The sequence below is a fragment of the Effusibacillus pohliae DSM 22757 genome, from assembly GCF_000376225.1.
Classification (GTDB): domain Bacteria; phylum Bacillota; class Bacilli; order Tumebacillales; family Effusibacillaceae; genus Effusibacillus; species Effusibacillus pohliae.
Map to the genome: position 1 here is coordinate 23150 of NZ_AQXL01000129.1, position 20004 is coordinate 43153.

21 protein-coding genes are annotated in these 20004 nt (G+C 53.0%); 12 read left to right on the plus strand and 9 right to left on the minus strand.

The window, feature by feature from the left end; all coding sequences use genetic code 11:
• Positions 1–105: 105 nt before the first annotated feature.
• Positions 106–1608: a bifunctional diguanylate cyclase/phosphohydrolase gene (locus tag C230_RS20480; RefSeq protein WP_169332853.1), complete on the plus strand. Its 1503-nt coding sequence runs from the start codon at positions 106–108 to the stop codon at positions 1606–1608.
• A 130-nt stretch (positions 1609–1738) separates the two neighbouring features.
• Entirely contained in the window at positions 1739–2386 is a 648-nt protein-coding gene (trmB, locus tag C230_RS0113705; RefSeq protein WP_018132618.1) for a tRNA (guanosine(46)-N7)-methyltransferase TrmB, read from the plus strand.
• 13 nt (positions 2387–2399) lie between these two features.
• On the opposite strand, the gene C230_RS0113710 is transcribed toward trmB, so the two are convergent.
• The 6 genes from C230_RS0113710 to C230_RS0113735 all read right to left on the minus strand — a co-directional run bounded on the left by C230_RS0113710 (position 2400) and on the right by C230_RS0113735 (position 7674).
• Positions 2400–3302, minus strand: coding sequence for a response regulator (locus tag C230_RS0113710; protein WP_018132619.1), 903 nt, complete (start codon positions 3300–3302; stop codon positions 2400–2402).
• A complete protein-coding gene (locus C230_RS0113715) occupies positions 3303–4577 on the minus strand; it encodes a sensor histidine kinase (RefSeq protein ID WP_018132620.1) in 1275 nt (424 codons plus the stop codon).
• An 86-nt stretch (positions 4578–4663) separates the two neighbouring features.
• Complete coding sequence (locus C230_RS0113720) at positions 4664–5314, minus strand: amino acid ABC transporter permease (protein ID WP_018132621.1); 651 nt, start codon at positions 5312–5314, stop codon at positions 4664–4666.
• Positions 5315–5318: 4 nt separating this feature from the next.
• On the minus strand, positions 5319–5978 hold the full coding sequence (locus C230_RS0113725) for an amino acid ABC transporter permease (RefSeq protein WP_018132622.1): 660 nt from the start codon (positions 5976–5978) through the stop codon (positions 5319–5321).
• A gap of 81 nt (positions 5979–6059) precedes the next feature.
• A complete protein-coding gene (locus C230_RS0113730; protein ID WP_018132623.1) occupies positions 6060–6917 on the minus strand; it encodes an ABC transporter substrate-binding protein in 858 nt (285 codons plus the stop codon).
• A 28-nt stretch (positions 6918–6945) separates the two neighbouring features.
• Positions 6946–7674 carry an amino acid ABC transporter ATP-binding protein gene (locus C230_RS0113735; RefSeq protein WP_018132624.1) on the minus strand — a complete coding sequence of 243 codons (729 nt, stop codon included), beginning with the start codon at positions 7672–7674 and terminating at the stop codon, positions 6946–6948.
• A gap of 276 nt (positions 7675–7950) precedes the next feature.
• Between C230_RS0113735 and C230_RS0113740 the strand changes: the two genes are divergently transcribed.
• Entirely contained in the window at positions 7951–8205 is a 255-nt protein-coding gene (locus C230_RS0113740; protein WP_018132625.1) for a DUF6154 family protein, read from the plus strand.
• A 100-nt stretch (positions 8206–8305) separates the two neighbouring features.
• On the opposite strand, the gene C230_RS0113745 is transcribed toward C230_RS0113740, so the two are convergent.
• Positions 8306–9982 (minus strand): S8 family serine peptidase, encoded by a 1677-nt coding sequence (locus tag C230_RS0113745; RefSeq protein ID WP_018132626.1) that lies wholly within the window; start codon positions 9980–9982, stop codon positions 8306–8308.
• 241 nt (positions 9983–10223) lie between these two features.
• Here C230_RS0113745 and csaA point away from each other — a divergent pair, with 241 nt between their 5' ends.
• The 5 genes from csaA (at position 10224) to C230_RS0113770 (ending at position 13353) form a co-directional block, all read left to right on the plus strand.
• The gene (gene csaA / locus C230_RS0113750; protein WP_018132627.1) at positions 10224–10553 is read left to right on the plus strand and encodes a chaperone CsaA; all 330 of its coding nucleotides are present in this window, start codon (positions 10224–10226) and stop codon (positions 10551–10553) included.
• Positions 10554–10712: 159 nt separating this feature from the next.
• On the plus strand, positions 10713–10883 hold the full coding sequence (locus C230_RS22645) for a hypothetical protein (RefSeq protein ID WP_018132628.1): 171 nt from the start codon (positions 10713–10715) through the stop codon (positions 10881–10883).
• A gap of 34 nt (positions 10884–10917) precedes the next feature.
• Positions 10918–11973: an HD-GYP domain-containing protein gene (locus C230_RS0113760; protein WP_018132629.1), complete on the plus strand. Its 1056-nt coding sequence runs from the start codon at positions 10918–10920 to the stop codon at positions 11971–11973.
• Between the two features lie 76 nt (positions 11974–12049).
• On the plus strand, positions 12050–12658 hold the full coding sequence (locus C230_RS21455; RefSeq protein WP_018132630.1) for a GNAT family N-acetyltransferase: 609 nt from the start codon (positions 12050–12052) through the stop codon (positions 12656–12658).
• A 197-nt stretch (positions 12659–12855) separates the two neighbouring features.
• The gene (locus C230_RS0113770) at positions 12856–13353 is read left to right on the plus strand and encodes a hypothetical protein (protein WP_018132631.1); all 498 of its coding nucleotides are present in this window, start codon (positions 12856–12858) and stop codon (positions 13351–13353) included.
• Here the strand turns inward: C230_RS0113770 and C230_RS0113775 are convergent.
• Both C230_RS0113775 and C230_RS0113780 read right to left on the minus strand, forming a co-directional pair.
• Positions 13350–13754, minus strand: coding sequence for a MerR family transcriptional regulator (locus C230_RS0113775; RefSeq protein WP_040393629.1), 405 nt, complete (start codon positions 13752–13754; stop codon positions 13350–13352). The two genes, C230_RS0113770 and C230_RS0113775, sit on opposite strands and share 4 nt — an antisense overlap.
• Positions 13755–13774: 20 nt before the next feature.
• The gene (locus C230_RS0113780) at positions 13775–14161 is read right to left on the minus strand and encodes a helix-turn-helix domain-containing protein (RefSeq protein ID WP_018132633.1); all 387 of its coding nucleotides are present in this window, start codon (positions 14159–14161) and stop codon (positions 13775–13777) included.
• A 461-nt stretch (positions 14162–14622) separates the two neighbouring features.
• Here C230_RS0113780 and rlmD point away from each other — a divergent pair, with 461 nt between their 5' ends.
• The 4 genes from rlmD (at position 14623) to C230_RS0113800 (ending at position 19946) form a co-directional block, all read left to right on the plus strand.
• Entirely contained in the window at positions 14623–16038 is a 1416-nt protein-coding gene (gene rlmD / locus C230_RS0113785; RefSeq protein ID WP_018132634.1) for a 23S rRNA (uracil(1939)-C(5))-methyltransferase RlmD, read from the plus strand.
• A 191-nt stretch (positions 16039–16229) separates the two neighbouring features.
• Positions 16230–16994 carry an EAL domain-containing protein gene (locus C230_RS0113790; protein ID WP_026174324.1) on the plus strand — a complete coding sequence of 255 codons (765 nt, stop codon included), beginning with the start codon at positions 16230–16232 and terminating at the stop codon, positions 16992–16994.
• 116 nt (positions 16995–17110) lie between these two features.
• Positions 17111–18640: a fumarate hydratase gene (locus C230_RS0113795; protein ID WP_018132636.1), complete on the plus strand. Its 1530-nt coding sequence runs from the start codon at positions 17111–17113 to the stop codon at positions 18638–18640.
• Between the two features lie 25 nt (positions 18641–18665).
• Positions 18666–19946 (plus strand): DUF4097 family beta strand repeat-containing protein, encoded by a 1281-nt coding sequence (locus C230_RS0113800; RefSeq protein ID WP_018132637.1) that lies wholly within the window; start codon positions 18666–18668, stop codon positions 19944–19946.
• The last annotated feature ends 58 nt before the right edge of the window (positions 19947–20004 follow it).

A 20004-nucleotide genomic window follows, 5' to 3' on the forward strand; every position in this document is an offset into this window, starting at 1 on the left:
CTACTGTTTACTGCGGGAATATTATATGGAAAATTTCCTACATTGCTAATCGTATTGTTGATCGCAGTTGTTTTATTAATCAATCGTGTTCAAGACTGGAAGATTGTGTTATTTAATACCAGCCAAGTCGGTTTGTCAGCCTATATGGGGTTATTGGCATATGAAATGGCTGGCGGTATCGTTGGCAATTTCCATCTGGACAAATCGTTCACTTATTTATCGTTTATATTGGTGTTTTTTGTGACGAATGTGTCACTTGTAAGCTTTTACATGACATTGCGAAACGAATCACAACTTCTGGAGAATATTGCACGATTACTTCACAAGCAGTCCGTTCTGATCTATTTCACATTTGTGTCTTTTGGCATCCTGATGACCATCGTCCTGCAGGCGGAGGGGCTTGGCGGCGTTATCCTGCTCAGCATTATCCTCCTCTTTCTCAGCATTACATACCGGCATTATTACGAAATGTATGATCATTTCCGTTTTCTGTCGATCAAGGATGAATTGACGGGGCTGTATAACCATCGCTATTTTCAGGAGAAGCTGAATGAGATGGTCGCCAAAGGGGAGACGGTGTCCCTGTTACTGCTTGATCTTGATTATTTTAAGATCTACAATGACATGTACGGTCATCCGCAAGGGGACAAGCTGTTGCAGGAGATTTCCAAGGAGTTGGTGAAGGAGATTCCGGAGCATGGGGTGGTCTGCCGGTATGGCGGCGAGGAGTTTGCCGTTCTGCTGCCGGGGACCGAGTCGGAGGAGGCGCTGGCGATCGCTGAGTCGATCCGGACGCGGATTGCGGGACATTCATTTTACGGCATGGAGCATATGCCGAAAAAACGAATCACGGTGTCGGTCGGCGTTTCAACCTATCCCCGCATGGCCACCAGCAAGGAGAACCTGATCATGTTGGCCGACGAAGCGCTGTACAAAGTGAAATACACCAGCCGCAACAAGGTGCAGCTGTACTCTTCCCTGGTTGACGAGCTGAAGTCCCATTTTCAATTTGGCCAGGCAGAAACGGAACTGATCCAGATGATCAAGACGTTTCTGATGATTATCAACTCGAAGGACCGCTACACGTTCGGCCATACGGAGCGGGATATGGAATACGCGGAAGCGTTGGCCCGCAAAATCGGACTGCCGGAAGAGGAGATCAAATTTATCAGGTACGGTGCTTTGCTGCATGACATCGGCAAAGTGGAAGTGCCGACCGAAATTCTCAACAAAAAGACGCGGCTGACGGACGAAGAATGGGAGATCATGAAAATGCACGTCATCTGGGGTGAAGAGATCGTCAAGCCGATTCGGGAACTGGCGCCTTGTCTGCCGATCATCCGCCATCATCATGAACGGTATGACGGCAAAGGCTACCCGGATGGTCTGGCGGGCACCGACATTCCGTTGGCTGCCCGAATTTTGACGGTGGTGGACAGTTTCGACGCGATGACCACCAACCGGCCGTATCAAAAGACAAAGACGATTCCGGAAGCGATCGAGGAACTGCGGCGGTGTTCCGGCACACAGTTCGATCCCGAATTGGTGGAACCGTTTATCGAGGTGATAAAGGAATTGCGCACGGTACAGATGGAACAGGGCGCTTAATGATTCCCCCTTTGAATCGATTCAAGGGGGTTTTTTCTGTCGAATCGTGGTACAATGGAACAGGTTTTTTGTCCGCCTGGATGGACTGGCGGGCAATGGGAAAGCTGAATGGTAATGGCAGGTGAGCAGGATGAGATTGCGCGGCAAGCAAAAAAAGCGGGCCCGCTTCTTTCGGATGCAGGATGAATTTGTGCAAGAACCTCAGCGGTACAAGGGGAAATGGAACGAGGCGTACTTCCGGCGAACGGCTCCGCTGCATGTGGAACTGGGAACGGGGCGTGGGCAATTTATCTCGACCCTTGCGTTTCTGAATCCGGACATCAACTACATCGGGATTGAAAAATTCCCGGAAGTAATCATCCGGGCGCACGACAAGAAAGTGGAGCGGAATGTATCGAATCTGGCACTTGTCTGTTTTGATGTGACCGATATTCTGGAGATTTTCGGGGAGCGGGAAGTGGATCGCATTTACCTGAATTTCAGCGATCCGTGGCCGAAGAAAAAACATGCGGATCGCAGACTGACGTCCAAGCCGTTTCTCGAAAAATACCGGTACATTTTGCAGCCGGACGGAGAGATTCATTTCAAGACAGACAACCAAAAACTGTTTGAGTTCTCCCTGAATACATTTTGTGAAGCGGGCTGGCGGCTTCGCAACATTACGTTTGACCTGCACAACAGCGGGTTCGAAGGAAATGTGATGACCGAATATGAAGCGAAATACGCCGCACAAGGGCTCCCGATTTACCGGTTGGAAGCCTTTTTAGACAAGCGGTAGCCGCCCGTTCAACTTATTGTTGCTTCACTTCCATATAAAAAGCGGCCAGAAATTTACGCACATTGATTCGGCAGCGGGTGTTTTTTTCGCCGTTTTCAATTTCCTGCATGCGCAGGCGGACTTCCTGAAAATCAAACAGGCGCGGGGCAAAATGTTCAAAGATCGGATTGGCATAATCGGTCAAACCGATCGAAGCCAAATGGGAGAACGCCTGCAGGACCGTGCGGCGAATACGCTGCTCCATGGCGCGGGCCTCTTTTTGCAACTCCTGTTCGTTTTGTGTTTGGGACATGCGCAGGACGGACAGGTATAACTCTTTTAACTGCGGAAGGTCGCGTAACGGACGGCCGTTTTGTTCTTCTTGCGACAACCATCGCATGATAAGCAGCAAATCGGGTGCCCCCGCTTCTCCCGCGATCCCCAATTGCAGCAAAAGATGGCGCACTTTTCTTTCCAAGGGGGGAGAGGGCTCCATCTGAGGGGGCTCCTGTGCTTTTTCATCCAACATCCGCAGCGACTGGCGGATGGAGTTGAGCGAACTCGCCAGGGACAAATGGTCTGCCACCCTACGCAAGACGGCAAGCACTTCGAGGCGGTTCACCGGCTTGTGAATGAATGTGTCCACCCCCTGCAAATACGCTTCCCCCACCATCTCCTTGTTTTCCACTTGGGATATCATGATAAACCTTCCCTCGAATCCCTCCTCCCGCAGCGTCTTGATTGTTTCGATCCCGTCACGCCCCGGCATCAGCAGGTCGATCAGCACCACATCCACATGGTAAAGATGATCAATCGACACGTGCAGGCCATCCTGGGCTTGCCCGACGACTTCCCCGAGCCCGCTTTCCGCGATGATCCGCTCCAACATTTTGCGCGTAACCGGATCGTCTTCGATCAGAAAAAAGCGCAACCGCATTTATTGAACCTCCTGCCTGATCAATTGCGTGGTTGGGATACGCACTTCAAAACAGGTGATGCCTTCCGGGTGATCACATAAGGTCATCGTTCCGTTCAAGGAACGAACAATTTCCAAAGCATGCGACAAACCGATGCCGGTGGACGGATTCCCCGACAGATCGTATTTCGTTGTGTATCCGGGCTGAAAAATCCATTCCCGGTCTTCGGAAGCGATGCCTGGGCCTGTATCCAGCACGTGAAAGACAAGTTCCTCCCGTTCGAGAAAGCATCTCAATTCAATTCGCCCGCTGACCGGGATCGCCTCCACCGCATTGGCGACGAGATTGTTCAGCACGGAGAGCAACGCATACACCTGATTGGTGAACAGATTGATCTCGCACTCCTGATAAAATGCAATCTGTTTTCCTATCATCTCGGCGTATTGCTTGTTGGCTCGTATGACCGATCCGCACAAATCACGAATCTTCAATCGAGGAACGAGTTCCTCCTGGTGGATGATTTTCGATAAGCCCGCAAGGATCCGTTGCGAATCTTTCTTCACCTCATGCACGTTCTGGGCAATTTGCAGGGCGAGGGCGGAGAGCGCCCCTTTGCTGTTAGAGTCGATCAGTTGTCTGTACAATTGGTAACTTTTGCGAGTGATTTCTTCCAGATGGCTCATCGATTTGGTGAGGTAGAGCGCTTCCTCATACAGATTCGAGTTGATCAGCATCAGCCGTTCCAATTCCTGTTGCCGGGCTTCGCCAAGGGCACGCACCTGGCGGATGGTGAAAATATTGTACAGGCCGACGACAAAGAAACTGCGCAAACAGCCAAACAACAGCAGAATGAAAAATGTCCGCCATGTAAAAGGATAGGTTTCTCCCACTGCCATCCGGACAGCGAGTTCCACAAAGTTGGAAGTCAGATCTGCGACAGTTCCGATCACTCCCATCCGAAACGGTTTTTCGGTTGACGCCCGAAGGTTGGTCGCGTGAATGATAACAGCAAAACAAAAATAATAGAAAGTGGACGGAAAGTGGATAAGAAAACTTTTTTCCCAGTGCAAATCTTCTGTCAAAAGATCGAGCGCGACACGGAACCAGACGATCGAAATGCCGATAAAAAATCCGGTCAAAAGGACCGGGACGGAACGAAACCAGACCATCCCGAAGAAAAAGGCGGTGATACCGAGCGAAAAGCGAAATGAATCGCCGAACGGATTCACTTTCATTTCGCCCAAAAAAGCGGTCGCCAGCAGAATGCCGATCAGGATTGAGACACGGTATCCCATCAATCGCTCCTTCTCCACATACGAAAGATCTCTTTCTTCTTCCTATAGTACTAGAAGAAAGAGATCTTGTCTTGTACCAGAGAATACTAGATGCGTCTGATTTCCAACCGCCGGGCGATCAGCGACAAACCGTAATTGACGGTAAAGTACATCAAGGCGACCATCAGATAGATCGGAATCACATAATTAAAATTGTGCCCGTTGATAATCTGCGCATGGTTCATCAACTCAGGCAATCCGATGATCACAGCCAGAGACGTGTCTTTCAGCAAGGAGATAAATTGGCTGACGATCGGCGGGACCATCCGTCTCAATGCCTGCGGCAGGATGATGTGCCACATGGTTTGAAGATATGTCAGGCCGGATGATCGGGCCGCTTCGATTTGCCCTTTTTCGATCGAATGCAGTCCGCTGCGCACGATCTCCGAGATCATGGCCGATTCAAAAACGACCAATCCGACGATCGCCGATGGCAGTTTGTCGAGCTTCAGTCCGACGTCCGGCAGCCCGAAGTGGGTGACAAAAAGGATCAGCAGGAGCGGCAGGTTGCGGATCCCTTCCACCCAAACGCCCAGAAGTTGTGAAACAACCGGGATTTTCGCATAACGGAGGATGCCGATCATGATCGCGATGGCAAAACTGAGCACGATCGAAATCAGAGCGACCTGGAGAGTGACACCGAATCCTTCAAACAAGAACTTGATGTGATCTGCCGAATAAGCGCCCGCAAAGTCCATGTTGTCACCCCCTAGCGGTTCCGGCCAGTCGGCGCTCCAAATAGCGGACACCCCAACTGAGCGGTACGGTCAGCACGAGATAGAACATCGCAACGAACACATAGACGTCAAATGTCACAAATGTATCGGACGAGATCAGGTCTGCATAATACATGATATCCAATCCGGCGATCACCCCGAGTATGGACGAGTTCTTTACGAGATTGACAAACTGGTTGCCGATCGGGGGAATCACAATTTTGATTGCTTGCGGCAAAATGATGTACCACATCGTTTGCAGATACGTCAGCCCGGATGATCGGGCCGCTTCGGTTTGCCCTTTCGGTATCGAGAGAATCCCGGCCCGGATCGCCTCCGCGATAAAAGCGGCCGTATACACGGTGAGCGCCCAAGTGCCGGCGACGAACCCATCCAGCTTGATTCCCGCTGTCGGCAGGGCGATATAGAACAGGAAGGCGATCAGCAACAACGGAATGTTCCGGATGAATTCCACATAAGCGGTGCCCAGCCAATTCAGAGGGCGAACGGGTGCGATGCGGAATACGGCAATAATGGTGCCCAGAACAAAGCTGCCGACCAAAGCAATCAGACTGGCTTCCACCGTATTGGCAAAGCCTTGCAGATATTCATGCCAGTGTTCAACAAGTATCGAAAAACGAAGCATCTTGCCGATCCAGCTCCTTTTCAGACCCTGGAAGCAAGCGGGATGAGCGGATTGTGTCGCTCATCCCGCTGCCTGCCAGGATTATTGTTTCGGTTTTTCGCCGATCCATTTCTGATAGATCTTGTCATATTCGCCGGAGCTTTTTAATTCCTTCAGGAAATCGTTGATAAACTTGACGAATTCGGTGTCCCCTTTGCGAACGGCGATTCCGTAGGGCTCATCTGTGAAAGTTCCTTCCAGCACACGGTAATTCGGATCCTGCTTGGCCATCCCGTAGAGAAGCGCGTTGTCGGTCGTCAGGGCATCGCCTTGACCCGCTTTGAGCGCCGTGAACGCTTCCGCGTAGTTTTCATATTCCAGTACGGTTGCTTCCGGCGCCTTCTCCCGAATGTTTTTGGCGGAAGTGGAGCCTTTTGCGGTGAGCACCTTGATGCCTTTTTTGTTCACGTCTTGGAGGCTGTTGATCTTGCTGTCCTTTTTCACCAGCAAGGATTGTCCGGCCTTGAAATAGACATCGGAGAAATCGACTTCCTTCTTCCGTTCCTCGGTGATCGTCATCGTCGCGATAATCGCGTCGATATCCCCGTTTTGCAGCATCGGGATGCGGGTTTTGGAGGTGACTTCTTTCAATTCGATTTTGTTTTCGTCACCCAAAATTTTCTTTGCGAGAGCTTTGGCAATGTCCACATCAAACCCTTCGACCTTGCCGGTTGCCGGGTCTTTCAAGCCGAACAGGTTAAGGTCGTACTTGACGCCAGCGATGAACTTTCCACGTTGCTTGATGGCGTCGAGCGTGCTGCTCTGCGCTTTCGGAGCTTCACCGGCCGGTTTCTTTTCTCCTTCTCCGCCCGGTTTGGAGCTGCTACCGCAACCTGCCATCGTTGCGACGGTCAGAGTGGCTGCCAGTCCAATCCCCATCACTTTTTTCCATACATTCATTTGACAATTCCCCTTTCCCAGATTTGGTTTAATGATTTAAAATACGGCTGAGGAACAGGCGAGCCCGCTCTTCACGCGGATTCGCAAAAAACTCAGCCGGAGTTGCCTCCTCGATGATTTGTCCCTGGTCCATGAACACAATGCGATCCGCTACTTCGCGGGCGAATCCCATTTCGTGGGTGACCACGACCATCGTCATGCCCTCGCGGGCCAGTGTTTTCATGACATCCAGCACTTCGCCGATCGTTTCCGGGTCAAGTGCCGACGTAGGTTCATCAAACAGCATGATTTTCGGTTTCATGGCCAGTCCGCGGGCGATCGCCACGCGCTGCTGCTGGCCGCCTGACAACTCGGACGGGTAGGCGTTCGCTTTATCGGGAATTCCGACTTTTTGCAGATAGTACATCGCGATGTCGTTGGCTTCTTTCTCAGAGAGCCCCAACACTTTCATGGGTGCCAGCGTAATGTTTTGCAGCACCGTTTTGTGCGGATACAGATTGAAGTGCTGGAACACCATGCCGATATCACGGCGAAGTTTGTTGATATCCGTTTTTTTGTCGTTTACTTTGATGTTGTTGACGATCAGTTCGCCGCTCGAAATCGTTTCCAGCCGGTTGATGCAGCGCACCAGAGTACTCTTCCCGGAGCCGGACGGACCGATTACGACTACGACTTCACCTGCTTTGACGTGCAAATTGATGTCTTTGAGTACATGAAAATCACCATAATATTTGTTGACCTGATGAAAATGGATCACCGAGAGCCCCCCTGCGCAGAAACCTAGTATACATAAAAATGTGAATGTTTCTTGAACGGATTGTAAAGGAAGACCTACAGAAATCTACTGGAATCTACAAGAAAAAACGATCGATCACTAAAATTTTTATTCATTTTCATAATTTATGCAGCTTGCATTCAATTTTTTCTGGATTTCCGGCTTGATGGCAAATCGGTCCTTTCCGCACGCGGATAGATTTACTAAACAACGCGGTATAATGAAATGTGGACAGGTTCAGAATCAGAGGTGTCTCAGATGAAGTTTGTCGATCAATTGTATGAGCTGTATAAAAACCAACTGACTGGCGACGAGGAAGATGTGGTGATCATCGTGTCGGGGATTTTGTCCGAGTTGAACCGGGACGAACTGTTGGCACTGGTCAAAGACATGACGCACGATGAGCTGTACCAGATGATCGGGACGTATATGGTGGACAAACTGCGGGTGAAGCTGATTGAAAAAGGGGCCGGGCTCCCGGACTGGCCGGCTCCATCAGACCGGATTCATTAAGGATTCATATGGACAGGGATGCGGCATGCCTGGAGAGCCAGGCATGCCGCGTTTTCGAGGGCTGAAGGGTATTCGGGCAGGGGTGGTTGCGGAGTCTTGTTTACTTGTAGCTTACATCGAGCAAATAATCGCCCGATCCGCTGTAGGAATAGACTTTGACTGTATAGGTTCCGGTGACAGTCGGTTTGAAGGTAACCAGCTCCTGCCGTGTGGTTCCTTCCGATTGGCCGACCAGGGTACCGCTCGGGTCGTAGACATACAGGTCAAAATCGGGAGAACCGCCGAAGACACCGCTGGTCCAATTTTTGATGATCAGAGTGGTCGCCATCGGATACGCGGTCGATGTTACACTGAGCGAATAGGTCTTGGAGGCGCCGCTGCTCGAAAGCGTGCCGGCAAAATACGAGTGGTTCGGAACAACGGGTCCGGTTCCTGTGTAACCGCCTGCCGACTTGATCGCTTCGTACGCTTGCAAACGTCCGTATCCGTAATCGATGTCTTGGCCTGCCGGTCCCCAATCCTGGGCGGTGCCTGTGATTTTGGCTTTGAGATCGGCCGGGGTCAGGGAATAGTTGGCATCCAGCATCAGCGCGGCTACACCGGCGGTAAAGGGAGTCGCCATCGAAGTGCCGCTGTACGTGACGTATTGGTTCGTCGAGTTGGCCTTGGGTGCCGTGATGTTATACCCGGGCGACATGATGTCCGGTTTGATCCGGTTGTCCTTGGTTGGCCCGCGGCTGGAGAAGTCGGTCACGAAAAATCCGTTCTCGCCTACATCGGCAAACGCCCCGACGGTTAAAGCGTCTCTTGCCGCACCGGGAGAACCGATCGTGTAGCGTGCCGGGCCGTCATTGCCGGCTGCCACCACCGGCAGGATACCGCTGGCAAATGCGTTGTTCACCGCCGTCGAAGTGGAATCTGTACCGTCGGAGCTGCCGCTGGTTCCGAGCGACAGGTTGATGATCCGGATGCCATAGGTGTCCTTGTTTTGGATCGCCCAGTTGATCCCTGCGTCGACCGTGCTCATCGTGCCGCTGCCTTGCGCGTTCAACACCTTGATGCCGACCATTGCGGCGCCTGGCGCAACTCCTTTGTACGCTGCGTTGCCTTCACCCGTTCCCGCGATAATCCCGGAGACGTGAGTACCGTGACCGTTGTCGTCGTAGGGAGTCGTCCGGTTATTGACGAGGTCTTTCCAGCCGATGATCTTGCCGCCGTCCAGATCGACGTGGCTGCCGTCGATTCCGGTGTCGATGACGGCGACGACAACATCGTTTTTGCTGTAAGAGGTCGGATTGCCGTCGCGGTCGCCGTCCAGTCCAAAGTCAGCCGTTGCTTTATCCACCCCAAACCAGGCCCGGGCTGTATTCATCGTCATTTGCACCGGCATGTCGTATTCCACCTGTTCGACAAACGGCAATTGTTGCAGCACTTCGATTTGTTTCTTCGTCAGATCGGCGGCAAATCCGTGGAACGCCGCCTCGTACTTGAATTTCTTCGCGAACGCTCCGATTTTGCCTTCCAGATCTGCGTACGCCCGGTCATCAAATGACTGGTTGAACATGACGATCACCGGGAAACGGTCGTCCGGCTGCGCCGCAGCGAGCATTTCTTCCAGGTTGTCAAACAGCTTGTTTTGGTTGAGGTCGGCGATGACCGGAATTTTCTTGGCAGCGGCGGTCGGATTGGCCTTGGGTGAACCTTGCGCCGATACGGCCGTAACCGACGCGAGCACCAACAAGCCGGCGGTGAGACCGGATGCAAGCTTTTTCCTCACGTTCCTCATCTCCTTTGAAGATAGTTAAAATATTTCTATCGCGATAGAATATAATTTGATTATAGAAACAGGAATGTTCCTTGACAATAGTTCTTTCAGACTATTTTATCTATTTTTTATTATAGAAACTTTGATGTTGTAACAGCGGTTGACTTAACAGCGGAGCAGCTTGAAGCAGGACGTTTGATCGGGTATAATGGATGACCTGAATTGTCTGAAAAAACGGTATGGGGGAATCAGCATGGCGACGATTGACGATTTTCTGAAGTTGGATATTCGCGTCGGCACGGTCTTGCAAGCGGAACCGTTTCCGGAAGCCCGCGTGCCGGCCATCAAATTGCAGATCGACTTCGGGCCGCTCGGCATCAAGCGTTCCAGCGCCCAAATCACCAGGCGCTATGTGCCGGAACAACTGGTGGGGCGGCAGGTGGTGGCGGTCGTCAACTTTCCGCCCCGGCGGATTGCCGGATTTGATTCGGAAGTCCTAGTTCTGGGGGGTGTGCCGGAAAAAGGAGATGTAATTTTGTTGAAGCCGGATGAAAACGTTCCGAACGGAACGCCGATCGCCTGACCGATGTTCGATCCGACCATTTTTGACAATTTGAAAGTGGTGCTGGAAGGCGGGCAGAATGCTCGCCTTTTTTTGTCTTGAAATTGTAAAGGATAAAACGTGCAGACTTCTCATAATTGTATAACAAAAGTGCCGCCGGAACCGCAGGAGGGATGGGGTGTGAAACCGCATCCGGCCGATTCAGCAAGGAGCGGGGGATACGGAGCTGCGGGCTGTCTGATCCGGTGCGCCGCAACCAAACCGCAGATTTGCAAACCGTCCTGCAGCGATTGTCTGCAGGGCATCTTTTTTGTCGCAACAGGAGTGGTTTTGCCGGCTGGCGAATTTTAGTGGGAAGTGAGGAATTTGGAGGGGAGCTTGCAACATGCGTTACGTACCGATCGATCTTGTCGAACCAGGAAATATCCTGGCTCGCAGCATTTATACAAGTGACGGTTTGGCGTTGTTGAACACAGGTGTGCAACTGACGGTTGGCATGTTGTCCACCTTGCGGCGATTGGGTGTGACCGCCGTCTATATCCGGGACGAACGGTTTTCCGATGTGGTGGCGGAGGAACTGGTGTCGGAACAGACCAGACGGCAGGCGTTGGCCTCCTTTTCCACCGCGGTTCAGTGCGTACAGACCGGTAAAACGATGTCTGCAAAAGCGATCTCGGACGTCACAACGAACATCGTTGACGAGATTCTGCGCAATCAAAAAGTACTGGTGCATCTGAGTGATATCCGCACCAAAGACAACGCGATGTTTCTGCATGCGTTGAACGTCTGCACACTGTCGACCGTGATCGGGGCGCACCTTGGACTGCCGCGGGGGCAACTGCAGGAACTGGCGACCGGGGCGCTTTTGCATGACATCGGAAAGTGCGAGATTCCGGAACAGGAAAAGAAGCTTGAGGACGCGGAGCTTCCACCAAGTCAAAAGGGCGATCAGCAGCACACCTGGCGCGGATACAAGCGTTTGCGGAAAATCAAGGAGTTCAGTATCACGATTCCGCATGTGGCGCTGCAGCATCACGAATCCGTGGATGGAACCGGGTATCCGCGCAAGCTGAAAGGGGAGGACATCCATCGCTACGCAAAAATCGTGGCAGTCGCGAATTTTTTTGATAATCTTGTGTCCGGCAACGGACGGAACGGCAAGCCGCTGTTGCCGCATGAGGCGACCGAATTTTTGATGGGGTTTGCCGGAAAACGGTTCGATCTGGAAACGGTGATCGCATTTCTCAAGTGCATCGCGATTTACCCGAACGGTGTATCGGTGAAGCTGAGCACCGGCGAAGTCGGAGTGGTCGTCGGACAACACGCCGGTCTGCCGGCGCGGCCAATCGTACGGGTGTTCGAAAAGAATTGGGACGAGCCTACCATACGGGAAATCGATCTGGCGAAAGAGACGACCGTATTTATCACGCAGGTTCTGTGACCGCCAAAAAGCGTGTCAAAAGCCCACTCTTCCGCATATAGAAGTCGAGAGAGGAACTTCAGGAGGGTGGAATGGTATGCGGACCGTCAGTTTGCGCAACGGTGACTCTGTGACGATTCGTCGTTGGCAGGAACATGATATTCCGAAGTTGTACCAGTTGATGGAGGAAGTGGGCAGGGAAGGGCAGGCCATGTTGGGTGCCAGGCTGCCGTTCGGGATCGAGCAGCTGTATCAGCAGTTTTACTATACGGTGGCGAGCAACCACCTGACATTGGTGGCGGTCAAGCCAAATGGCGATATTTGCGGCTGGCTGCGTTGCGACCGGTCGATGGTGCCGTGGATGGGGCACAACGCGACGATCTGGATGGGGATCGCCGCCGCTGATCGGGGGCAGGGGCTGGGCGAACAGTTGCTGCAGGAGGCGTTTGCCTGGGCGGCCGAGCAAGGGATCGAGCGGCTGGAGCTGGGAGTGCGCGGCTCCAACAAACCGGCACTGGCGCTGTATAAAAAAATGGGGTTCCATGAAGAAGGGCGCAAGATGCGGGCGATCAAGACGGAAAAGGGATATGACGACGACATCTGGATGGGAGTGTTTCTCAACAAGAAGGGGCAGCCGAAAAAATTGAAACAATCGGTTCCGACGAAAAAACGCAGTTCCAAAACGGGTTTGCTGCGTGGGAGATAAGACGGTCAAGCCGCCTGATGGTCGAGACGCCGGATTGCACGGTGTGCTCTCCATTCCGGCGGCTTTTGTCGTCCGTAGCGTTCGCGGGCGCCCGCACACTTTGGAAGAACAAAAACAGTATTGATTAATTAAATCAACATGATGTAACATGTAGTTAAGTAGATGGAAAATTCAGATGCATGTGGAGGCCTGACAGGATGAGCAGTCAACCGGGCAGCCAGGCTTATGAGATTGAGATCAAAACTGTGCGGATTACATTCGAAAAGAATCGCATCCGGGAACTGACTGCCAGGTGGGATCGGGATTTCGTCTGTCAAGTGCGGGCAGCGGACGATTGGATCGACCTGATTTTGCTGACGCCGGACAAGCCGCAACTGCTGTTGCGGGGCAGGCAGGGATGGAAGTCTGTCATCTTTTGTGCCGGCAAAGTGGTGGGCTGCCGGATGGACGAAGCGGGGCTGTTCGAACTGCTGGAGTGCATGTGCAGCATCCAGACGAATGCGAGCGACCTGCTGGGGCTGATCGTAAAAAAAGACGGCCGTCTTGCCAGGCCGCTGGTGATCCGAAACGGTGAGCTGTATGATGAGGGAAGAATGATGGACATCCTGTGGAGCCATTTTGCCGCCACCCGCGTCAGGGAATCGAAGCGGATGCAGGAAATCTATTATTTTCTGCGGGACGTGCCGCGGCTTTAATCGCGTTTTGCCTGCGGGTTGCGGGCGCGGTACGAGATCTTTTTTTCCTGCAGATACCTGAGCAAAATCGGCTCCGGAACGCGATACGTATCCCCGAATTTTAACGCGGGAATTTCCCCTTTCGCTGCTTTCCGCAGAACGGTCGAATAGACCATCGGGCCGAGCTGTTCCGACAAAATGGCCTGCGCTTCATACAAAGTGAGAAACGGTGTGTCCAGATCGATTTCGAGCGGTTCCGCGGTTGTTTTGTGCAACGCCGCCACCTCGGACAAGACGTATCGGTTGAATTTTTTTACCTCCGGATGGTTCGCCGCATCCCGATGCAACATCCCCAACAGCGAGGAATAATCCACCCGAAACAGCTTGGAAAGCTGCTCGATCGTGCAGTAAATCGGGCTCAACTCGATCCCTCCAACGCGCTTCATGTCAATTCTTTCTGCAGAATCTCAAGCGGGATGTAATAAGTACCGCCCAGATTGTAGGCTTTGATTTGCCGGTTTTGAATCCATCGTTTTAGCGTGCGTTGTTCAATCGATATGCCGTATTGTTCAAGCATGGCAAGCGCTCCCTGGACTTTTGTGAACTGGCGTCTGATCGGCCGCTTGCGTGCAAGGTACAGGGACCATTCGGGGATTTCAAACTCCCAGCAGCGGTTGTTTGCCAGATAGGTTTCAAAATCGGCCGTCGAGATGGCGATTTTCCCTTCCTTTTTCGTGGAAGGAATTTCATTCGCCCGGATTTTCTGCCGGAGGGCCGCCTCGGTGATTCCCAGTACGGTTGCGAGTTCCACAACCGTGTAATATTCCATCACAGTCTGCCCCCTTGCTTAAACTATACGAATATAGAGCCATATTATTGTCCTATCTTGAGTATAAAAAAAGCGGATGGAAAGCACCAGAAAACACAACAAAATAATATTGCATTTACGGCAATATTTATGTATAGTATTTGTACACGTCAGTTCACCCCGCCCGCGATCGACTGAACATTTGTCGTACGTAGTACGATCCCGCCTCATTCGATCGCGTGATTCCTCCCCGTTTTTCTTAGTCTCCTCACCACCGTCCTCCCCCCCGGCAGTGTGCTTCCGGATTCGCCTCCGCGCTGCCGGGGTCTCCCCTCGCAACGGGTGTTCCGGTTCATTGCAAACAAACAGTTGAACATTGGCGATTTCTTGGTGATACTAGGCTTACGTATGTCAGCTTGGGTCCGAACCAGTTGCGGATATGGCACGTAATGATGGGGACTTCGGAAAGGAAGGACGGCACCATGATGACTCTACAAACGAAAAAACGCTCAGGCAGACGCAGACAGATCCCAGGCTCGATTCGCCTGCGGCCCAGTGAAGTGGTGGCGATGGACGTGAACCGATTGGGGATCAACGGCGAGGGAATCGGCTATGTCGAGCGGCAGGTGGTGTTTGTTGACGGTGCCTTGCCGGGTGAAAAGGTGGTCGCCCGAATCACGGAGGTGGCAGCCAATTTTGCCCGGGCGAAGCTGCTGCGGATCGTGCGGCAGTCGAAGCAGCGGGTGAAGCCTCCGTGTCCCGTGTATGAACGGTGCGGCGGCTGCACGTTGCAACATCTTGATTATCAAGCCCAGTTGGAATGGAAGCGGGAGCTGGTGAGGGAGTCGTTCGCCCGCTATACAGGTTTGCAGGATTTGCCCATTCAACCGACGATCGGCATGGACCACCCTTGGGCGTACCGGAACAAAGCTCAGCTGCCGGTGACGATCGTTGGCGGCAGGGTGATGGCCGGCCTGTACGCACCCGGCACGCACAAGCTGGTGGACACCTCCGATTGCCCCATCCAGCATCCGACCACCAACGAGATTGTACGGGTGGTGCGCGATACGCTGGAGGAACTGAGCATACCGATTTACAACGAAAAAAAGCATTCCGGCGTCGTGCGGACGATCGTGCCGCGGATCGGGTTTGAAACGGGAGAAGTCCAACTCACGCTCGTCACCCGCACGGAGGAACTGCCGAAAAAACGGGAGCTGATCGAGCGCTTGCGGCAGCGCCTGCCGGATTTGACGAGTATCATGCAGAATGTCAACCCGGCGAAAACGCCGTTGATCTTTGGTGAGAAAACGATTCTGCTGTGGGGCAAACAGAAGATTGAGGAACGGTTGGGCAACGTACGGTTTGCGCTTTCGCCAAGGGCGTTTTTTCAACTGAATCCGGAACAAACCACAAAGTTGTACAATCTGGTGGCGGAAGCGGCTGAACTGACCGGCAAGGAAGTTGTTGTGGACGCGTATTGCGGCGTGGGAACAATCGGCCTCTGGCTGGCGCCGCAGGCGAAAGAGGTGCTGGGGATCGATGCGATTCCGGAAGCGATCGCGGACGCCAGGGAAAATGCCGGACGGTCGGGAATCGGCAACGCCCGGTTCGTCGTTGGACAGGCGGAACAGGTGCTGGCTGATCTTGTAAAAAAAGGATACCGGCCGGATGTGGTAGTCGTCGATCCTCCCCGCACCGGCTGCGACGAGTCTCTGTTGCGGGCGCTGCTGCAAGCGTTGCCGAAGCGGATCGTGTACGTATCCTGCAACCCTGCGACTTTGGCGAAAGACTGCAGCATCCTGCTTGACAAATACGAAATTCGCAATGTACAGCCGGTCGATATGTTTCCGCAAACGGCTCATGTCGAAAGTGTTACGAAACTGGAACTGCGTCCCTGACCGATAAAATTTTTCCCGTTAGACAAAATTCGAAAGGAAAATCTTTCATACTGGCGAAGTAAGAATATCGTAGTCACTCGCATCTGGCCGCTTGGATAATCAGGCGGATTTGTGCAACCGGCCGGTTCATGGAACGCAATCTGCGGAATGGTTTTTTGCTGGCCGGTCGCCGTTTACAGCGAGGTGGATTCATGCATCAGGGATCTGTTCCGGCAAATTTGAAACCGATGTTTTTGTTTCATATGCTCTACAATGAGTCGCTCGAGTTGGCAGCTCAACCGATCGTGAACCTCCGCACGGGAAGGGTGGAAGCGGTGGAAATTCTGAGCCGCGCACCCGGCGGAGTGTTGCGGCCGGACGAAATGTTCAGTCTTGCCCGCCAATATGGAGTTTTGGAACAACTGACGCTGTTGTCTTGCAGGAAGCTGACCCAGAAGATTCAGACGATCAAACCGTTTCTCGAAAAAGGACTATTTTTCAATATTGAAGCGGACGTTTCGAAACAGACGCTCGAGCAAACGGTAAGAATTTTCAAGTTTTCGTGCGAGGATACCGTCGTTCTGGAAGTCACCGAGCACATGCCGTCCGGTTTTGCCTGGCGGCATTTTACCGACCAACTGGGCGTTGCAATCGCAATGGACGATCTCGGCCGGGGCAATTCCAACATGGTGGAACTGATGCGGATGCGGCCGCATTTTGTGAAAATCTGCATGGAACTCGTGCGCGATCTCCACAAATCCGGAGCGAAAAGCTTGATGATTGAGAATTTCAAGCAAATCGGGGATTTGTTCAACATGCAACTGATTGCGGAAGGGATTGAGCTGTTGGAGGATCTGCAGAAGCTGCGTGAGATCGGGATCGAATACGGGCAGGGCTATTATTTTTCCCGCCCTTGCCCGATCGATCAAGTGCCGGTGGATGAATGGAAAATCGGCTACCAAGCAATCATTAAATAATTATAAACAATACTTAAACATGTTAATTGCCCGCTTGCTGGCGGGTGTGCTATACTTGTAATGATATTGGGAGAGAAACAATGCGACACGGCACTGAGAGGGAAGTGGGGACAACGATGCAACAATTTAAGGAAAGCATGCTCAAGCTGATTATTGAGACATCGACCAATTTGCCGTCTGACGTGAAAAAAGTGATTGCGGCCGCCCGCCTGCAGGAGGAAATGGGCACGCGGTCGTCGCTGGCGCTTTCCACCATCGCCGAGAACATCAGGATGGCGGAAGAAGTGGAAGGGCCTATCTGTCAGGATACCGGAATGCCGACATTCGAGATTCATTGTCCGGTCGGGGCCAACCAGATCGAGATGAAAAAAGCGATCCAGGAAGCGATCGCGGAAGCGACAAAACTGGGCAAGCTGCGCCCCAACTCGGTCGATTCGCTGACCGGCAAGAACTCGGGCGACAACCTGGGTCCGGGAACGCCCGTGATCCATTTTGAACAATGGGAGAACGATTATATCGACGTCCGCCTGATTTTGAAAGGCGGCGGCTGCGAGAACAAGAACATTCAGTATTCGCTCCCTTGCGAACTGGAAGGGCTGGGCAAAGCGGGACGCGATCTGGACGGCATCCGCAAATGCATTTTGCACGCCGTTTGGCAGGCGCAGGGGCAGGGCTGCTCGGCTGGCTTCATCGGTGTTGGCATTGGCGGCGACAGGACGTCCGGTTATGCGCTAGCGAAGCAGCAATTGTTCCGGCGCGTGGATGATGTCAATCCGAACGAAGATTTGAGAAAGCTGGAAGAATACATTATGGAGCATGCCAATCAGCTTTCCATCGGGACGATGGGCTTTGGCGGCAACATTACGCTGTTGGGCTGCAAAGTGGGTGTGATGAATCGGCTGCCGGCTTCGTTCTTTGTATCGGTTGCTTACAACTGTTGGGCGTTCCGGCGGCAAGGTGTCAAAATCGATCCTGCCACGGGCGCGATTCAGGAATGGATTTACAAAGAAGCTGTGGCGGAGCAACCGGCGGCGGAAGCAGGGGTGGTAGCCGGCGGCGGACGCCAGGTGGTGCTGCAGGCGCCGGTCACGGAAGAGCAGATCCGCAGCCTGAAAGTGGGCGACGTGGTGATCATCAATGGCCCGGTACACACAGGCCGCGATGCGCTGCACAAATATCTGATGGACCACGACTCGCCGGTTGATCTTGCCGGCGGCATCATCTATCATTGCGGTCCGGTGATGCTGCAAGACGAAAACGGCAAATGGCATGTGAAGGCGGCGGGACCGACCACGTCGATTCGGGAAGAGCCGTATCAGGCTGATATTATTAAAAAATTTGGCGTTCGCGCTGTCATCGGCAAAGGCGGCATGGGAGCGAAAACGCTGGCTGGCCTGCAGGAGCATGGGGCTGTCTACCTGAATGCGATCGGCGGCGCAGCCCAGTATTACGCGAAGTGCGTAAAAGAGGTCGAAGGTGTTCACTTCCTGGAAGAGTTCGGAATACCGGAAGCGATGTGGCATCTGCAGGTGGAAGGGTTTGCCGCCATCGTTACCATGGATGCGCACGGAAACTCCCTGCATGCGGATGTGGAACAAGAGTCGCTGAAAAAACTGGCCGATTTTAAAGAGCCAGTGTTTGCATAAGCCAAGTGGGTGAAGGAGACCGGGAATGCGCAAAGTCGGAACTCTCACAAGCGCTCTCACATTACTGGCTCTGGGAATTTTGCTGCTGCTTGACCAGGCGTTCGGCAAGCCGGTGTTTTCGCGGATCCTGCCGTTTTGGCCAGTCGTGATTCTGGGACTGGGAGCGGAACTCTTGTGGAGTCTGTACTGTGTGAAAAAACAACAGCTGGATGAAGACATTCGCGTCGACGCCCGTAGCATCGCGTTGCTTTGTCTGGTGGGGATCTTCTCAATCGCGCTTTACTCGCAGCAGACGATGCTGGGAATGCAAGGCATGGTGCAAACGAGCCTGCTCAACGTGCGCGATGCGTTGACAGACAAAACGGTGGAGTTGCCCGATGCGAGGTTCGCGGCAAAAGATATGCAGCGGCTTGAGGTCTATAGCCGCACGGGCGCCGTCAAGGTAAGCCAATCGAACAGCGAATCGATCTTGATCAAGACGAAAGTGCATGTCCGAAACGCAAACGCCCAGCAGGCGAACGACGAGGCAAAAAAAGGCACTCCCCGCGTCACGCAAGGGGCGACGTTTCGGGTGGATGTGGATCCGTCGCTCGAAATGTCGTCGAAGATAACGGGAGTTGATCTGGAAATTTTTGTGCCGGCAAAAATTGCCCTGCAGGTGCTGTCCCATAACGGAAATGTATCGGTCAAGGATCACGTCGGTGACGTGGTGGTCAGCACCGGATCGGGCGATGTGAATGTCAGCCAGATTAAAGGAAAGGCGACAATTGCCGATGATAACGGTCAAGTGACCGTCAACGGCGTCGAGGGAGACTTGGAAATCAAGACGAAAGCAGGCAGCCTGGAAGTGGATCAGGTGACAGGCAAGGCCGTTCTGGAAAATACATTCGGGCAGATTCGGGCGAGCCATATCGGGGGATCGCTCAGCATCGTCTGTAAAAACGGGCGGGTGCAGATCGACTCGGTACAGGGTGATGTCGACGCCCGCGTCGAGAACGGTCCGATTCAAGCGTCCCATCTGAAAAAAGCGGTTACACTCAACTCCGGCACCGGGGGCATCACGGTCGAAAGCGAAGTGGGCGGCGCCTGGATGCTGAGTTCCGCTCGCGGCATGGTATCGATCCGCGTACCCGAACAGTCGAATCTCGAGTTTGTCGGCGAGTCGAGCCGCGGCCTGGTGAAAGGCCCCACCAAGTCGGATTCTTCGCCCAACGGATCGAAAGTTACGGAAAAAATGGGGAAAGGTACCTTCCCTGTATTTGTTCGAACGGAAGACGGGGCCATTACACTGAACGCCAACCTGTAAGCAATCAGGTAAGAACAGATTGGCCGTATTGCTAAATACTGCTAATGAAACGAGATTT

What these genes read in the sequence shown, in the direction of transcription:
- trmB (WP_018132618.1), top strand. Translation starts at nt 1,739, where the DNA reads ATGAGATTGCGCGGCAAGCAAAAAAAGCGGGCCCGCTTCTTTCGGATG.
- C230_RS0113710 (WP_018132619.1), bottom strand. Translation starts at nt 3,302, where the DNA reads ATGCGGTTGCGCTTTTTTCTGATCGAAGACGATCCGGTTACGCGCAAA.
- C230_RS0113715 (WP_018132620.1), bottom strand. Translation starts at nt 4,577, where the DNA reads ATGGGATACCGTGTCTCAATCCTGATCGGCATTCTGCTGGCGACCGCT.
- C230_RS0113720 (WP_018132621.1), bottom strand. Translation starts at nt 5,314, where the DNA reads ATGGACTTTGCGGGCGCTTATTCGGCAGATCACATCAAGTTCTTGTTT.
- C230_RS0113725 (WP_018132622.1), bottom strand. Translation starts at nt 5,978, where the DNA reads ATGCTTCGTTTTTCGATACTTGTTGAACACTGGCATGAATATCTGCAA.
- C230_RS0113730 (WP_018132623.1), bottom strand. Translation starts at nt 6,917, where the DNA reads ATGAATGTATGGAAAAAAGTGATGGGGATTGGACTGGCAGCCACTCTG.
- C230_RS0113740 (WP_018132625.1), top strand. Translation starts at nt 7,951, where the DNA reads ATGAAGTTTGTCGATCAATTGTATGAGCTGTATAAAAACCAACTGACT.
- csaA (WP_018132627.1), top strand. Translation starts at nt 10,224, where the DNA reads ATGGCGACGATTGACGATTTTCTGAAGTTGGATATTCGCGTCGGCACG.
- C230_RS0113760 (WP_018132629.1), top strand. Translation starts at nt 10,918, where the DNA reads ATGCGTTACGTACCGATCGATCTTGTCGAACCAGGAAATATCCTGGCT.
- C230_RS21455 (WP_018132630.1), top strand. Translation starts at nt 12,050, where the DNA reads ATGCGGACCGTCAGTTTGCGCAACGGTGACTCTGTGACGATTCGTCGT.
- C230_RS0113770 (WP_018132631.1), top strand. Translation starts at nt 12,856, where the DNA reads ATGAGCAGTCAACCGGGCAGCCAGGCTTATGAGATTGAGATCAAAACT.
- C230_RS0113780 (WP_018132633.1), bottom strand. Translation starts at nt 14,161, where the DNA reads ATGGAATATTACACGGTTGTGGAACTCGCAACCGTACTGGGAATCACC.
- rlmD (WP_018132634.1), top strand. Translation starts at nt 14,623, where the DNA reads ATGATGACTCTACAAACGAAAAAACGCTCAGGCAGACGCAGACAGATC.
- C230_RS0113790 (WP_026174324.1), top strand. Translation starts at nt 16,230, where the DNA reads ATGCATCAGGGATCTGTTCCGGCAAATTTGAAACCGATGTTTTTGTTT.
- C230_RS0113795 (WP_018132636.1), top strand. Translation starts at nt 17,111, where the DNA reads ATGCAACAATTTAAGGAAAGCATGCTCAAGCTGATTATTGAGACATCG.
- C230_RS0113800 (WP_018132637.1), top strand. Translation starts at nt 18,666, where the DNA reads ATGCGCAAAGTCGGAACTCTCACAAGCGCTCTCACATTACTGGCTCTG.